The sequence below is a fragment of the Streptomyces araujoniae genome (genome assembly GCF_050871195.1).
GTDB classification, from domain to species: domain Bacteria; phylum Actinomycetota; class Actinomycetes; order Streptomycetales; family Streptomycetaceae; genus Streptomyces; species Streptomyces bacillaris.
In genome coordinates this window covers 1,463,011-1,477,323 of the sequence record NZ_CP194070.1, presented here as the reverse complement: position 1 = coordinate 1,477,323, position 14,313 = coordinate 1,463,011, and the positions used below count along the sequence as shown (strand labels likewise).

Sequence of the window (14,313 nt, the reverse complement as noted above, 5' to 3'; positions counted from 1 at the left end):
GATGAAACAATCAGCCGGCTCCCGCCGTCACCTGCCGTCCAGTCCCTTCAACCGCCCGGCCCAGGAGGCCCCACCGGTCGAATGCTTCGATGTGGGCGACAGGGTGTCGCACGACCAGTTCGGACTCGGCAGGATTCTCGCTGTCGAGGGCGACAACGACGCGGTCCTCATCGACTTCTCGGGGCGCCAGGGAAGGATCCTGAGCCCCTACTCCAAGCTCACCAAGCTCTGAGCACCCGCCTTCTTCCGGTCCGGGGCATCTGAACCACTGGTTCAGGTGCCCCGGACGCGTCGGTGCTGAGGGGTGTCCTGCCGATCACGCCGGGCTCGCGGGGTCTGGTGCCCCACCCTGATCCGGCCTGATCGACAAGACACCCCTAGAGCGCCTGGGCGGCGGGCTTCACCATGCCGCGTACGGTCCGTGACTTCACGAACTCGCCCATGGCCGTCATCTCCCACTCACCGCTGAACTGCTTGATCAGCTTGGCCATCATGACGCCGGTCTGCGGCTCGGCGCCGGTGAGGTCGAAGCGGACCAGCTCCTCGCCCGAGGCGTCGTCGATCAGGCGGCAGTAGGCCTTGGCAACCTCGTTGAACTTCTGGCCGGTGAACGAGTTGACCGTGAAGACCAGGCCCGTCGCCTCGGCCGGGATCCGGCCGAGGTCCACGACGATCGTCTCGTCGTCGCCCGCGCCCTCGCCCGTGAGGTTGTCGCCGGAGTGCTTGATCGCCCCGTTCAGGATGGTCAGCTTGCCGAAGTAGCAGCTGTCCAGGTGGTTGCGGTTGGGGCCGTAGGCGATGACGGAGGCGTCCAGGTCGATGTCCTTGCCCCGGAACGCCGGCTCCCAGCCGAGGCCCATCCGGACCCGGGAGAGGAGCGGGGCGCCGCCCTTGACCAGGGAGACGGTCTGGTTCTTCTGGAGGCTGACCCGGCCCTTGTCGAGGTTGATCTTCCCGGCGGCCGCGGGCGGCGCGGCGGGCGGGGCCGGGGGAGCGGCGGGGGCCGGCGGGGCGATCCGCGGGTCGACCGGCGCGGCCACCGGAGCCGGCGGCGCGGCGGCGGCCGGGACCGGCGCGGCGGCCGGCTCCTCCTCGACCGAGACGCCGAAGTCCGTGGCGATGCCCGCCAGCCCGTTCGCATAGCCCTGGCCCACCGCGCGGGCCTTCCAGGCCCCGTTGCGCAGATAGATCTCGATGACCACGAGCGCCGTCTCGTCGCTCAGCCGGGGCGGGGTGAACGTGGCCAGCGGGGTGCCGTCGTCGGCGTTGCGCACGGTGGCGGTGGGCTCGATGCCCTGGAAGGTCTGTCCTGCGGCGTCCGGACTCGCGGTGACGACGATCTTCTCGATGCCCGCCGGGACCGCGGTGGTGTCCACCACGATCGCGTCGGGCGCGGAGCCGCCGCCGGCGCGATAGGTCACACCCGGGCCCGAGGGCTGGTTGTAGAAGATGAAGTCGTCGTCGGAGCGCACCTTGCCGTCGGCGGTGAGCAGCAGGCCCGAGACGTCGAGCCGCACCGGAGCGGCGACGTCCACCGCCACACGGGCGGCGGAGAGAGGAATGTTCGAGCCGGGGGTCATTGCGGTCATGCACGGGGTAACGAACGACCCGGCTTTGCCGTTCCCTTACCTTTCCCCCTCGTCCTCGTCCCCCGGGCGCCGCCGCGAACGTTACGAGCCACCCGTCCGGTGCGCCTCCGCGCGCTCCACGAAGATCCGGTGCAGGTCGCGGGCGGCCCGGGTCACCGAGCCCGAGCGGCCGCGCTGCACCACCAGGAGGACCGTAGTGGTGTCGTCCTTCAGCGGGCGCGCGGTGATCGCGCCGGTACGCTCCAGGGGGTCCCCGATCACGCTGTAGTCCGGCAGCACGGTGACGCCCAGCCCCTCCGCCACCATCAGCTTGCCCATCTCCGCGCCGTCGGCGGAGTACGAGAACGAGGGCGTCCGGCCCTTCAGCAGCCGGTGCGTGAAGCGGTGCATCAGATAGCCGGAGCGCATCACGATCAGCGGCTCGCTCAGCAGATCGTCCACCCCGACCGACTCCAGCGCCGCCAGCGGGCTGTCGGGGCGCAGGCAGACCACCGGGCGGCCCCGGAGCAGCTCGGTGGTCCGCAGGTCCGGGGCCAGGTCGTCGCCCTCCAGGTAGTTGACCAGGCCGAGGTCCACCCCGCCCTCCAGCAGCGAGCGGTGGATCACCGACTGCTGGGCGGCGATCACCTCGACCTCGGTGGCCGGGTGCAGCGCGTGGAACTCCCGCACCGCCGGTACGAGCAGGGGCACCGTCGCCGCGAACACCGTGCCGAGCCGGACCGTGCGGCTGGTGCGGTGCTGCTCGTCGGCGGCCCGGCGCAGCCGGTCCACCGCGTCCAGCACCCCGATGATGTGCGGCAGCAGCTCCCGCCCCGCGTCGCTGATCGTCGCCCCCGACCGCTTCCGGTCCAGCACGGCCACCCCCAGCTCGCGCTCCAGGTTCCGTACCGTCTCGCTCAACGCGGGCTGGGACAGGTGCAGTTCCTCCGCCGCCCGGCGCAGCGACCCCAGCCGGGTGACGGCCTCGATGTACTCCAGCTGCTCGATCCGCACGCTCGCCCTTCCCTCCCGGCCGGACCTCCGGCGGGACCAGGCCGGAAGCGGTGAAAGGAAAACCCTATCGCTCCCTCGACGATGCCTTCTCGACCCGGAGCGTTCCCGCGCCCTACTCTGGAACCCGAAGGCGCCCTGTGATCCACCGGGCGCCCGCCGCGGAACGCGAAAGGAGAGGGATGTGCGCCGCTTGACCCGTCGCCGCCACATCGACCTCGGCCGCGTTTCCAGCGCCTTCTGTTGTTCCCGCTGACGCGAGGCCGGAGGGCCCGAACCCTCCTTAGTGCTCCCGCGTACGACCGCGTGTGTCCGGGTGCGCCCACGTACGGCCGCGTACACCCGCGTACGGCTGTGCACCCCACGCACGCCCGCGTACGCCCTCGCTCTCTCTTCCCGCATCCGTCGCCCCTGATCGGGTTTCTCGATCACCGGGGCCGGTCCGCCGCGCCCGGCCACCCGGCGCGCGCCCCGCCGTCCTGTCCTGTCCACGGGAGAACCGCATGCCCACTCCGCCCTCCGCCGACCCGGTCCGCTTCGCGTACTGGGTGCCCAACGTCAGCGGCGGTCTCGTCACCAGCACCATCGAGCAGCGCACCGACTGGGGGTACGACTACAACCGCGAACTCGCCGTCCTCGCGGAGAACAACGGCTTCGACTACGCCCTCAGCCAGGTCCGCTACATGGCCAGCTACGGCGCCGAGTACCAGCACGAGTCCACCTCCTTCAGCCTCGCCCTGCTGCTCGCCACCGAGCGGCTGAAGGTCATCGCCGCCGTCCACCCCGGCCTCTGGCACCCCGGCGTCCTCGCCAAACTGGGCGCCACCGCCGACCACCTCAGCAACGGGCGGTTCGCCGTCAACGTGGTCAGCGGCTGGTTCAAGGACGAGTTCACCGCGCTCGGCGAACCCTGGCTGGAGCACGACGAACGCTACCGCCGCTCCGAGGAGTTCATCCGTGCCCTGCGCGCCGTCTGGACCGAGGACCACGCCGAACTCGCCGGTGACTTCTACCGCGTCCGGGACTTCACCCTGAAGCCCAAACCGCTCGCCTCACCGGACCGCCCGCACCCGGAGATCTTCCAGGGCGGCAACTCCACGGCCGCCCGGCAGATGGCCGGACGCGTCTCCGACTGGTACTTCTCCAACGGCAAGGACTTCGACGGCGTCACCGAACAGATCAGGGACGTCCGGGCCTCCGCCGGGAGCGCCGGACGCACCCCGCCCCGCTTCGGCCTCAACGGATTCCTCATCGCCCGCGACACCGAGGCGGAGGCCCGCGACACCCTGCGCGAGATCGTCGCCAAGGCCGACACGGACGCCGTCCACGGCTTCGGCTCGGCCGTCAAACAGGCCGGACGGTCCACCGCCGACGGCAAGGGCATGTGGCAGGACTCCTCCTTCGAGGACCTCGTCCAGTACAACGACGGCTTCCGTACGGGGCTGATCGGCACCCCGGAACAGATCGCGGAGCGCATCGTCGCCTACAAGCGCCTCGGCGTCGACCTGCTGCTCCTCGGCTTCCTCCACTACCACGAGGAGGTCGCGTACTTCGGCAAGAACGTCCTCCCCCTCGTCCGGGAGCTGGAGGCCCAGGAGCCGGAGGAACGCGAGCCGGAGGACCACCGAGCCCACCCCTCCCTGGATCTCTCCCCGAAAGGTTCGTCATGAGCACCGCAGCGCCCACCCAGTGGAAGACCCTCCCGGCCCCCGACAGCCCCGAGGCCTGGATCGAGCGGGCGGCCGAGGTCGCCGCGATCCTCGCCACCGACGCCGCGGCCCGCGACAAGGCGGGCGCCACCCCGTACACCGAGGTCCGGCTGCTCAAGGACTCCGGACTCGTCACCCTGCTCGGCCCGGCCGGGCACGGCGGCGGGGGACAGGACTGGACGACCGCCTACCGGGTGATCCGCGAGGTCGCCAAGGCCGACGGCTCCATCGGGCAGCTCCTCGGCTACCACTACCTCTGGAACTGGGCCGCCCGCCTCGTCGGCACCCGCGAGCAGTGGGAGCACGTCGAGGCCGAAGCGGTCCGCCACACCTGGTTCTTCGGCGGCGCCGTCAACCCGCGCGACAGCGACGTGGTGGTCACCGAGGACGGCGACGACCTCGTCTTCACCGGCGCCAAGACCTTCTCCACCGGCAGCAGGGTCTCCGACGTCACCGTCCTCGAAGGCGTCCTGGAAGGCACCGACCGGCACATCTTCGCCATCGTGCCCTCCGACAGCCCGGGGCTCACCTTCCACGACGACTGGGACAACATCGGCCAGCGCCTCACCGAGAGCGGCGGCGTCACCCTCGACGGCGTCCGTACCCCGTGGGCCTCCGCCGCCGGCTATGTCGACAAGGAGTTCCGGCCCCGCGTCTACAACACCCTCAACGTGCCCACGATCCAGCTGGTGTTCATCAGCTTCTATCTGGGCATCGCCGCCGGGGCGCTGGAGACCGCAGCCACCTACACCCGCACCAAGACCCGCTCCTGGCTGCACGGCGGGTACGACAAGGCCATCGACGAGCCGTACGTCATCGACACGTACGGCGACCTCACCGCCAAGCTCTGGGCCGTGGAGGCCCTGGCCGACGCCGTCGCCGCCGAGGGGCAGAGGCTGCACGACGCCCCGGACGAGGTGACGGAGCAGACGCGTGGCGAGTTCGAGGTGCGGGTCGCCGCCGCCAAGGCCCGCGCCACCGAGGTGGCCCTGGAGGTCACCAGCCGCATCTTCGAGGTGACCGGGGCCCGCGCCACCGCCTCCGCGGAGGGGCTCGACCGCTTCTGGCGCAACATCCGCACCCACACCCTGCACGACCCGGTCGCCTACAAGCGCCGCGAGGTCGGCCGCCACGTCCTGACCGGCGAACTCCCCGAACCCACCTGGTACTCCTGACCCGCCGACCCGGGGCCGGTGCGTACGCCACCACCGCCACCAGCGGTGCCGCACCGGCCCCGGGCCACCCCAGAAACGAGGTCCCCATGGCCACCGTCCTGTCGATCTCCGGCAGCCCATCCGCCACCTCCCGCACCGCCCGGCTGCTGCGCCACCTCGACGCCGACCTGATCGCCCAGGGCCACGAGGTGATCCCGCTCGACGTCCGTACGCTCCCCGCCGACGCCCTCCTCGGCGCCGACTTCGCCCACCCCGAGATCGTCCGCGCCACCGGGCTGTTCGCCCGCGCCGACGGTGTCGTCATCGGCACGCCCGTCTACAAGGCCGCCTACTCGGGGCTCCTCAAGACGCTCCTGGACCTGCTGCCGCAGTACGCGCTCACCGGGAAGACCGTCCTCCCGCTCGCCACCGGCGGCACCACCGCCCACGTCCTGGCGCTCGACTACGCGTTGCGACCGGTGCTCTCGTCGATGGGCGCCGCTCACATCGTCCCGGGCTGGTTCGTCCTGGACCGGCACATCACGACGGGCGACGACGGGGGAGTGGTCCTGGACCCGGCCTCCGCCGCCCCGCTCGACCAGGTGGTGGCCCAGTTCGCCGCCGCCCTGGACCGGACCGCGCCCACCACCGCGCCCGCGCCCGTCCCGGCCGCCCGCTGACCCCGACCCGTACGAACCCCTTCTGGAGGCAGGTCCGTGGACCCGTCCGCACTTTTTCTGGAGGCAGGCCCGTGACCGCGCCGGCCCGACGACGACCGCCCCTCACCGCGCGGGTGATCCGCGACGACACCGAGGCGCTGCGCACTGCCGCCGCGCTCGCGGAGGAGTTCCGCCCGGGCGCCTCCGGCCGGGACGCCCGCCGCGAACTGCCCCGCGCCGAGCTGGACCGCCTCACCGCCACCGGCCTCCTCGCCGTCACCGTCCCGGCCGCACACGGTGGCGCCGATGTCTCCGCCGCCACCCTCGCGGAGGTCTTCCGGCTGCTCGCCTCCGCCGACGCCAGCCTCGCCCAGATCCCGCAGAGCCACTTCGCGTACGTCAACGTCCTGCGGCAGCAGGGCAGTCCGGAGCAGCAGGCCTTCTTCTTCGCGGAGGTGCTGGCCGGCCGACGCTTCGGCAACGCCCAGTCCGAGGCCGGGACCAAGCACCTCCAGGACATCCGTACCCGGCTCGTGCGCGGCGAGGGCGGCTCGTACCTCCTGACCGGCGTGAAGCACTACTCCACCGGCGCCCTCTTCGCGGACTGGATCCCCGTCCTCGCCCGCGCCGGCGACGACCTGCTCCATGTCGCGTACGTCCCCGCCGACGCCCCCGGCCTCACCGTCACCGACGACTGGGACGGCATGGGCCAGCGGACGACGGCGAGCGGCACGGTCGAACTGGCGGACGTCGCCGTCCCGGCGGCCCACGTCGTTCCGCACCACCTCACCTTCACCGGCCCCCAACTCCATGGCGCACTCGCCCAGTTGCTGCACACCGCCATCGACGCCGGGATCGCGGCGGGCGCGCTGGCGGAGGCGGCGGAGTTCGTACGGACGCGGAGTCGGCCGTGGTTCGAGAGCGGGTACGACACCGCCGCCGAGGACCCCCTCCTCATCCAGCGCTTCGGTGAACTCGACCTCCGCCGCCGGGCCGCCGACGCCCTGCTCGCCACCGCCGCGCGGGCCGTCGACGCGGCACGCGCGGACCTCGACGACGACAGCGCGGCCGAGGCGTCCGTCGCGGTCGCGGCGGCGAAGGCGTACGCCGGGAGCGCGGCCCTGGAGATCGCGGACGCGCTCTTCGAGGTCTCCGGCACCCGGGCCGCCCTCGACGGCCTCAACCTCCACCGGCACTGGCGCGACGCCCGCACCCACACCCTCCACGACCCCGCGCGCTGGAAGATCCAGCACCTCGGGCGGTACGTCCTCAACGGCACCCGCCCGCCCCGCCACGGCCTGCTCTGACCTCCCATCCCCTGTTCGGAGAAACGATGTCCCTGACCTTCCACTGGTTCCTGCCCACCAACGGCGACAGCCGCCATGTCGTCGGCGGCGGCCACGGAACCCCGGTCACGGCGGCGGGCGGCGACCGCCCGCCGACCGTCCGCTACCTCGCCCAGATCGCCCGCGCCGCCGAGGACGTCGGCTTCACCGGGGTGCTCACCCCCACCGGCGCCTGGTGCGAGGACGCCTGGCTCACCACCGCGATGGTCAGCCAGCACACCGAGCGGCTGAAGTTCCTGGTCGCCTTCCGCCCCGGATTCGTCTCCCCGACCCTGGCCGCCCAGATGGCCGCCACCTACCAGCGCCAGACCGGCGGCCGGCTGCTGCTCAACGTCGTCACCGGCGGCGAGAGCCAGGAGCAGCGCGCGTACGGCGACTTCCTGGACAAGGACGCCCGCTACGCCCGCACCGGTGAATTCCTGGAGATCGTCCGGCAGTTGTGGGACGGCAGGACCGTCGACCTGGACGGCGACCACCTGCGCGTCGAGCAGGCCCGGCTCACCCGGCTTCCCGACCCCGTGCCGGAGGTCTACTTCGGCGGCTCCTCGCCGGCCGCCGGTGAGGTCGCCGCCCGCCACGCGGACGTCTACCTCACCTGGGGCGAGCCCCCGGCCCAGGTCGCGGAGAAGATCGCCTGGATACGGAAGCTCGCCGCCGGGCAGGGCCGTACCCTGCGGTTCGGCATCCGGCTGCACGTGATCACCCGGGACACCTCCGGGGCGGCCTGGGCGGAGGCGGACCGGCTGCTCGCGGGGTTCGACCCGGAGACCGTGCGCTCGGTCCAGGAGGGGCTGCGGCGCAGCGAGTCGGAGGGCCAGCGACGGATGCTGGAGCTGCACGGCGGCGGCCGGGACGGGCTGGAGATCCATCCCAACCTGTGGGCCGGTATCGGCCTCGTCCGGGGCGGCGCGGGCACGGCCCTGGTCGGCAGCCACGCGGAGGTCGCGGAGCGGATCCGGGAGTACCACGCCCTGGGCATCGACGAGTTCGTGCTCTCCGGCTACCCGCATCTGGAGGAGGCGTACTGGTTCGGGGAGGGCGTGCTGCCCCGGCTGGCGGAGGCGGGCCTCTGGGCGCACCCGGCGGGCCCGGTCGGCCCGGCGCCCGCCACGGAGATCCCGTTCGCGGGCGCGGCGCGGTAGGCAGGGCTCCGGGGGAGGTGAAACTTCGGCAGGAAGCGGGACCTCGGCGGAAGTCGAGTGGCTGAGGGCCGAAGGCAGGCGCGGGAGACGGGAGGTGAGAGGCGGGGTCAGGCGGCGAGCGGCGGGAGCGGAAGTCGAGTGGCGGAGGGCCGAAGGCGGGGGCGGCAGACGGCAGACGGCAGACGGCAGACGGGAGGCGGGTCAGGCGGCGAGCGGCAGGAGCGGGAAACGGCAGGCGGGGCAGGAGGCGAGTGGCGGGAACACGGTGTGCGGTAGGCGGTGCGCGGCAGGGCCGCGCCAGGCGGCAGGGATACGGGGCGGGGCTGCGCCAGGGCGGCACGGGCACGGCCCTGGTCGGCAGCCACGCGGAGGTCGCGGAGCGGATCCGGGAGTACCACGCCCTGGGCATCGACGAGTTCGTGCTCTCCGGCTACCCGCATCTGGAGGAGAGGCGGGAGGCGGGGGCAGGCTGCGAGCGGCAGGAGTACGGGGTGCGGTACGCGGCGCGCCAGGCGGCAGGGGTGCGGGGCGGAGTCACCGGCCGCGGAGGGCCAACCGCCTTATCTCCTCCGCCAGTTCCGCCGCCGAGGTGGTCACCACCATGTGGTCCGCCTCCGGCAGCACCACATGCCGTCCGTGCGGCGACCGGCGGGCCCGGTACGCGTGCGAGACCGTGGCCCGTTCCCGTACGGCCTTCGGCATGCCGGGGGAGACCCGCCCCGCCGACACCACCGTCACCGGCAGCCCCGCCAGCCCCGGCGGGTTCTCCAGGAGCGCCCGCAGGTCGCCCGCCGCGTCCTCCAGTTCGCGGCCCCGGGTGCGGGTCATGGCGACCGTGAACCCCTCGGCGTTCATGTCGGCGGCGGCGTCGGGCGGCAGGGCGGCGGTGAGCGAGCGGTAGGCGCGGCCCAGCAGTCCGAGCCGGGCCAGCCAGACCGTGGCCAGCTGGCCGACCCGCTCGGCCCGCCGCGTCGCGGGCCGGAACAGCAGCTCGCACGCCTCGTCCGAGGGGTCCACGAGCACCAGCCCGGCCACCCGCGCGGGCCGGGCGGCCGCGGTCAGCCGCACCAGCGGCCCGCCCCAGCTGTGCCCGACCAGGAGGTACGAGCCCCGACAGTCGCCGTCGGGACCGTCCAGGTGGTCCAGCAGATCGCCCAGGTCGTCGGCCAGCGCGTGCAGCCGGCGGGAGACCCCGGGCGGGGCGGCGGGGCTGCGGCCGAGACCGCTGCGGTCGTACACCACCGTCGGCACGACATCGGCCAAGGCTGCCTGGACCCCCGCCCAGTACGAGCGCCCGGCGGCGAGTCCGCCCTCGAAGACCACGGTGGGCACGGTCTCCGCCCCGGCCGGACCCGGCAGCCGCTGGTAGTACAGCTCGCGCCCGTCGCGGGTGCGGGCCAGGCCCGCCTCGCCCTGGCTGTGGACGGGGGCGTCGGTGCCGGGCCCCGTACCGTGCTCCGCCGGACCCATCCCCGTACCTCCCGCGCACGTCCGTACGTTGGCGCCCCGGGACCGTCCGGGGCGCCAAGTAAGGCAAGGGTAACCTAAGTCGAGCGGCGGGGTGTGTCCTTCGGGTTCCGGAGTGTCCCGCTCCGGTCCAGGGGCGCGCCGCTCGGGTTCAGCGGTGTGCCGCCGGGGTTCCGGGGTGCCCCGCCCGGGATCCCGCCCGTCCCGCTCACCGCTCCAGCGCCGCCTTCATCATCTTCTGGGCGATCGGCGCCGCCAGCCCGTTGCCGCTGACCTCGGAGCGCGCCGAGCCGGAGTCCTCGACGATCACCGCGACGGCGACCTCCTTGCCGCTGCTGTCGTCCTTCGCGTACGAGGTGAACCAGGCGTACGGGGTGTTGCTGTTGTCCACGCCGTTCTGCGCGGTCCCGGTCTTCCCGCCGACCTCGGCCCCGGCGATCCTCGCGTTGGTGCCGGTGCCCTCCTCGACGACGGTCACCATCGCGCTGCGCAGCTGCTCGGCGGTGGACTCCTTCACCACCCGCTCGGTCTCCCCGTCGCCGGTCTCCTCCAGCGTCGAGCCGTCGCCGTCCGTCACCGACGAGACCATGTGCGGGGCGGCCAGCTCACCGCCGTTGGCGAGGGCCGCGGTGACCATCGCCATCTGGAGCGGGGTCGCGGTGACCTCGAACTGGCCGATGCCGGTCAGCGCGGTCTGCGCCTGGTCCATGCCGGTCGGGTAGACGCTCTTCGCCGCCCGCACCGGGACGTCGAGCTTCTCGGTGTCGAACCCGAACGCGTCCGCCATCGCCTTGACCTTGTCCTGGCCGAGGTCGGCCGCCGTCTTGGCGAAGACGTTGTTGCAGGAGTACTGGAGGGCGGTGCGCAGGGTGGCGTTCTCGCAGGGGGCGGAGGCGTTCTCGTTGCGCAGGACCGTCCGGGTGCCGGGGAGGGTGTACGGGTCGGGGCTGTCGGTGGCCTCGTCGACCGAGCCGTACAGCCCGTTCTCCAGCGCCGCCGCCGCGACCACCAGCTTGAACGTGGAGCCCGGCGCCAGCGGCTGCCGCAGCGCCCGGTTGACCAGCGGCTTGTCCTCGTCGGCCAGCAGCTTCTTCCAGGTGTCGCCGTCGTCCGTACCGCTGATCGTGGAGGGATCGTACGAGGGGGTGGAGACCATGCCCAGGATGCGGCCGGTCTTCGGGTCGATGGCCACCGCCGCGCCCTTGTCATCGCCGAGCGCCTCGTACGCCGCCTTCTGGACGTCCGGGTCGATGGTGGTCAGGACGTTGCCCGGGGCGGCCTGCTTGCCGGTGATCAGGTCGGCCGGGTTCTTCAGGCGGTCGTCCGTGCCGTCCAGGACATGGCTGTAGATGCCCTCCAGCTGGGTCGCCCCGTACGCCTGCGAGCTGTAGCCGGTGACGGCCGCGTACAGCTCGCCCTGGGTGTAGGTCCTCTTGTACCGGAGGTCGCCGCCACTGGTCCCCTTCGATCCGGTGACCGGCGAACCGGCCACGATGATGTCCCCGAGCGGCTGCGCGTACTGCGCGATGGTGTTCCGCCGGTTGTGCTCGTCGTCTGCGAGCGCCTTGGCCTGGTAGCCCTGCACCCACGTCGCCCGCACCAGCAGGGCGAGCACCGCGAGCAGGCAGCAGACCGAAGCGCGCCTGATGGTTTTGTTCATCCCGCTGGAGGACGAGCGGGGGCGTTCCGCGCGTTCCCGCTTGTGCCGCTTCTCACCGGTTTCTCACGCGGCGCGGACCCCGGCTGCGGGGTCAGAGCCTGCGCGTCGCCAGCGTCAGCCGGTCGCGGGCGTCGAGCAGGGCGTCCTTGACCGTCTGCTCATGGGCGGGGGTGAGCCGGGCGACCGGCACCGAGCAGCTGACCGCGTCGCGGGCCGGGGTCCGGTACGGGATCGCCACGCCGAAGCAGCGCAGGCCGAGGGTGTTCTCCTCGCGGTCCACCGCGTACCCCTGCTCACGGACCAGGCGCAGTTCCTCGATGAGCCGCTCGCGGTCGGTGACGGTGTGCTCGGTCAGCGCGGGCAGCGTCTCGGGGAGCAGCTTGCGGACCTGCTCGTCGGTGTGGGTGGCCAGCAGGGCCTTGCCGAGCGCGGTGGAGTGGGCGGGGAGCCGGCGGCCGACCCGGGTGAAGGGGCGCAGATAGTGCTGGGACTGGCGGGTGGCGAGGTAGACCACGCTCGTGCCGTCGAGCCGGGCCAGGTGGATGGTCTCCGTGGTGTCGTCGGCCAGCCGGTCCAGGGTGGGGCGGGCAGCGGCCACCACCTCGTCGCCGTCGATGTAGGAGGTGCCCACCAGCAGGGCGCGGACCCCGATCCCGTACCGCGTGCCCGTGGCGTCCGTCTCCACCCAGCCCAGCTCGACCAGGGTGCGCAGCAGCATGTAGAGGCTGGACTTGGGGTAGCCCACGGCCTCCTGCACGGTGGCGAGCGAGTGCATCCCGGGGCGCCCCGCGAAGTACTCCAGCAGCTCCACCGTGCGTACCGCGGACTTGACCGGTGCCCCACCGGACTCGGCGACCGACATCGCCCCACGCTCCTTCTTCGGCTTCTGCGGCCATTGCCAACACGGAAGGCCCGGAAATAGAGTCCGAGGACATTCACGATCAGGAACTCCGTTCAGAATAACGAACGTTTCCGGCCGGTGTTCCAGGACCCGAGGGGAACCACGGTGAGCACAGCACCAGTCTGGAGCGTCGACCCCCGCAGCGGGAACCCGCGTGAACAGGTCGCGGTGGAGGCCACCGCCGAGGAGGTCGACCGGGCGGTCCGGGCGGCCCACTCCGTACGGGACGCCCTGGCCGACCGCACGGCACGCGCCGCGTTCCTGCGTACGGCGGCGGAGCTGCTGGAGGAGTCCGGCGCGCACATCATCGAGGCCGCCGACGCGGAGACCGCCCTCGGCCCGGCCCGCCTCACCGGGGAACTCGCGCGCACGGCCGCCCAGCTGCGGTCCTTCGCGGAGGTGGTGGAGGAGGGCGGCCACCTCGACATCCGCATCGACCACGAGGACGGCTCCCGCACCCCGCCCTGGCCCGACCTGCGCCGCTGGAAGATCCCGCTCGGGGTCGTCGCCGTCTACGCGGCGAGCAACTTCCCGCTCGCCTTCTCCGTCCCCGGCGGCGACACTGCCAGCGCGCTGGCCGCGGGCTGCCCGGTCGTGATCAAGGCCCACCCCGGCCACCCCGCCACCTCCGAACTCTGCGCCTCGGTCCTCCGCCGCGCCGCCGCCCGCACCGGGCTGCCCGAGGACGTGGTGACCCTGGTCCACGGGTTCGACGCGGGCGTCGGGCTGATCCGCCACCCGCTGGTGAGCGCGGCGGGGTTCACCGGCTCCGTGCGCGGCGGCCGGGCCCTGTTCGACGCGGCTGCCGCCCGCCCCGTCCCGATCCCCTTCCACGGCGAACTCGGCTCGCTCAACCCGGTCGTGGTCACCGAGGCGGCCGCCGCCGAGCGGGCGGCGGAGATCGGCGCGGGGCTCGGCGCCTCCATGACCCTGGGCACCGGCCAGTTCTGCACGAAGCCGGGGTTCGTCCTCGCCCCGGTGGGCGGTGCGGGCGACCACCTGGTCAAGGCCCTCACCGAGACGGTCAGTTCCACCGGCTCCGGCGTGATGCTGGACCACCGGATGCGGGACGCGTTCCTCGCGGGCGTACGGGAGAGGGCCGGGCTCCCCGGCGTCGAGGCGCCCGTCACCCCCGGCGCGGCCGGTGAGCACACCGTCTCGGCCGGTTTCCTCACGGTGCCCGCCGGCCGTCTGACGGCCGAGGGCCCGCACGACGCGCTCCTGGAGGAGTGCTTCGGCCCGGTCACCGTGATCGCCCGGTACGCCACCCGGGACGAGGCCGCCGCCGTGCTCGCCCGGCTCCCGGGCAACCTCACCGCCACGCTCCAGACCGCGACGGAGGGCGAGGACCCCGGGGCGGCCGGGCTGCTGGCCGCCCTCACCCCGCTCGCCGGGCGCGTCCTGGTCAACGGCTGGCCGACCGGCGTCGCCGTCGCCCCCGCCCAGCACCACGGCGGCCCGTACCCGGCCACCACCTCGCCCACCACCTCGGTCGGTGCGACGGCGATCGAGCGCTGGCTGCGCCCGGTGACGTACCAGAACACGCCCGACGCGCTCCTCCCGCCGGAGCTGCGCGAGGACAACCCCCTGGGACTGCCCCGGCGGGTGGACGGCCGCCGGGCCTGAGCCCGGCCGGACGGTTCCCGGGAATGACCAGGTCATGTCCGGTGTTCGACCGAGAGGCCGGTACGGCGGA

General features: G+C 73.1%; 13 protein-coding genes and 1 pseudogene. 9 read left to right on the top strand and 5 right to left on the bottom strand.

From position 1 onward, the window contains the following. Position 1: 1 nt before the first annotated feature. Positions 2-232: a hypothetical protein gene (locus ACQ9ZG_RS06270; protein WP_003969918.1), complete on the top strand. Its 231-nt coding sequence runs from the start codon at positions 2-4 to the stop codon at positions 230-232. Between the two features lie 145 nt (positions 233-377). Here ACQ9ZG_RS06270 and ACQ9ZG_RS06265 read toward each other — a convergent pair whose 3' ends face one another. Both ACQ9ZG_RS06265 and ACQ9ZG_RS06260 read right to left on the bottom strand, forming a co-directional pair. Further along, on the bottom strand, positions 378-1,589 hold the full coding sequence (locus tag ACQ9ZG_RS06265) for a TerD family protein (RefSeq protein WP_386697388.1): 1,212 nt from the start codon (positions 1,587-1,589) through the stop codon (positions 378-380). Between the two features lie 81 nt (positions 1,590-1,670). Further along, positions 1,671-2,582, bottom strand: a complete 912-nt coding sequence (locus ACQ9ZG_RS06260; RefSeq protein ID WP_084996149.1) for a LysR family transcriptional regulator — start codon at positions 2,580-2,582, stop codon at positions 1,671-1,673. Between ACQ9ZG_RS06260 and ACQ9ZG_RS06255 the strand changes: the two genes are divergently transcribed. The 7 genes and pseudogenes from ACQ9ZG_RS06255 to ACQ9ZG_RS06225 form a co-directional block, all read left to right on the top strand. Then, positions 2,557-2,835, top strand: coding sequence for a putative leader peptide (locus ACQ9ZG_RS06255; RefSeq protein ID WP_375138320.1), 279 nt, complete (start codon positions 2,557-2,559; stop codon positions 2,833-2,835). The two genes, ACQ9ZG_RS06260 and ACQ9ZG_RS06255, sit on opposite strands and share 26 nt — an antisense overlap. A gap of 247 nt (positions 2,836-3,082) precedes the next feature. Next, positions 3,083-4,249, top strand: coding sequence for a dimethylsulfone monooxygenase SfnG (sfnG, locus tag ACQ9ZG_RS06250; RefSeq protein ID WP_109915960.1), 1,167 nt, complete (start codon positions 3,083-3,085; stop codon positions 4,247-4,249). Next, positions 4,246-5,463, top strand: a complete 1,218-nt coding sequence (locus tag ACQ9ZG_RS06245) for an acyl-CoA dehydrogenase family protein (protein WP_109915962.1) — start codon at positions 4,246-4,248, stop codon at positions 5,461-5,463. The genes sfnG and ACQ9ZG_RS06245 overlap by 4 nt, the downstream gene beginning before the upstream one ends. A gap of 86 nt (positions 5,464-5,549) precedes the next feature. Beyond that, positions 5,550-6,122, top strand: coding sequence for an NADPH-dependent FMN reductase (gene ssuE, locus ACQ9ZG_RS06240; protein ID WP_109915964.1), 573 nt, complete (start codon positions 5,550-5,552; stop codon positions 6,120-6,122). Between the two features lie 113 nt (positions 6,123-6,235). Further along, the gene (locus ACQ9ZG_RS06235; RefSeq protein WP_499281575.1) at positions 6,236-7,408 is read left to right on the top strand and encodes an SfnB family sulfur acquisition oxidoreductase; all 1,173 of its coding nucleotides are present in this window, start codon (positions 6,236-6,238) and stop codon (positions 7,406-7,408) included. Positions 7,409-7,434: 26 nt separating this feature from the next. Then, positions 7,435-8,589: an LLM class flavin-dependent oxidoreductase gene (locus ACQ9ZG_RS06230; protein ID WP_109917680.1), complete on the top strand. Its 1,155-nt coding sequence runs from the start codon at positions 7,435-7,437 to the stop codon at positions 8,587-8,589. 314 nt (positions 8,590-8,903) lie between these two features. Beyond that, positions 8,904-9,045, top strand: a pseudogene (locus ACQ9ZG_RS06225) (LLM class flavin-dependent oxidoreductase); the annotation flags it as partial. 78 nt (positions 9,046-9,123) lie between these two features. On the opposite strand, the gene ACQ9ZG_RS06220 reads toward ACQ9ZG_RS06225, so the two are convergent. The 3 genes from ACQ9ZG_RS06220 to ACQ9ZG_RS06210 form a co-directional block, all read right to left on the bottom strand. Continuing rightward, on the bottom strand, positions 9,124-10,059 hold the full coding sequence (locus ACQ9ZG_RS06220; RefSeq protein ID WP_499280078.1) for an alpha/beta fold hydrolase: 936 nt from the start codon (positions 10,057-10,059) through the stop codon (positions 9,124-9,126). 205 nt (positions 10,060-10,264) lie between these two features. Further along, the gene (locus tag ACQ9ZG_RS06215) at positions 10,265-11,716 is read right to left on the bottom strand and encodes a peptidoglycan D,D-transpeptidase FtsI family protein (protein ID WP_109916629.1); all 1,452 of its coding nucleotides are present in this window, start codon (positions 11,714-11,716) and stop codon (positions 10,265-10,267) included. A 91-nt stretch (positions 11,717-11,807) separates the two neighbouring features. Further along, complete coding sequence (locus ACQ9ZG_RS06210; protein ID WP_109916630.1) at positions 11,808-12,578, bottom strand: IclR family transcriptional regulator; 771 nt, start codon at positions 12,576-12,578, stop codon at positions 11,808-11,810. Positions 12,579-12,722: 144 nt separating this feature from the next. Between ACQ9ZG_RS06210 and ACQ9ZG_RS06205 the strand changes: the two genes are divergently transcribed. After that, on the top strand, positions 12,723-14,243 hold the full coding sequence (locus ACQ9ZG_RS06205) for an aldehyde dehydrogenase (NADP(+)) (RefSeq protein WP_499280077.1): 1,521 nt from the start codon (positions 12,723-12,725) through the stop codon (positions 14,241-14,243). Positions 14,244-14,313: the final 70 nt, after the last annotated feature.

What these genes read in the sequence shown, in the direction of transcription:
- ACQ9ZG_RS06270 (WP_003969918.1), top strand. Translation starts at nt 2, where the DNA reads ATGAAACAATCAGCCGGCTCCCGCCGTCACCTGCCGTCCAGTCCCTTC.
- ACQ9ZG_RS06265 (WP_386697388.1), bottom strand. Translation starts at nt 1,589, where the DNA reads ATGACCGCAATGACCCCCGGCTCGAACATTCCTCTCTCCGCCGCCCGT.
- ACQ9ZG_RS06255 (WP_375138320.1), top strand. Translation starts at nt 2,557, where the DNA reads ATGTACTCCAGCTGCTCGATCCGCACGCTCGCCCTTCCCTCCCGGCCG.
- sfnG (WP_109915960.1), top strand. Translation starts at nt 3,083, where the DNA reads ATGCCCACTCCGCCCTCCGCCGACCCGGTCCGCTTCGCGTACTGGGTG.
- ACQ9ZG_RS06245 (WP_109915962.1), top strand. Translation starts at nt 4,246, where the DNA reads ATGAGCACCGCAGCGCCCACCCAGTGGAAGACCCTCCCGGCCCCCGAC.
- ssuE (WP_109915964.1), top strand. Translation starts at nt 5,550, where the DNA reads ATGGCCACCGTCCTGTCGATCTCCGGCAGCCCATCCGCCACCTCCCGC.
- ACQ9ZG_RS06230 (WP_109917680.1), top strand. Translation starts at nt 7,435, where the DNA reads ATGTCCCTGACCTTCCACTGGTTCCTGCCCACCAACGGCGACAGCCGC.
- ACQ9ZG_RS06220 (WP_499280078.1), bottom strand. Translation starts at nt 10,059, where the DNA reads ATGGGTCCGGCGGAGCACGGTACGGGGCCCGGCACCGACGCCCCCGTC.
- ACQ9ZG_RS06215 (WP_109916629.1), bottom strand. Translation starts at nt 11,716, where the DNA reads ATGAACAAAACCATCAGGCGCGCTTCGGTCTGCTGCCTGCTCGCGGTG.
- ACQ9ZG_RS06210 (WP_109916630.1), bottom strand. Translation starts at nt 12,578, where the DNA reads ATGTCGGTCGCCGAGTCCGGTGGGGCACCGGTCAAGTCCGCGGTACGC.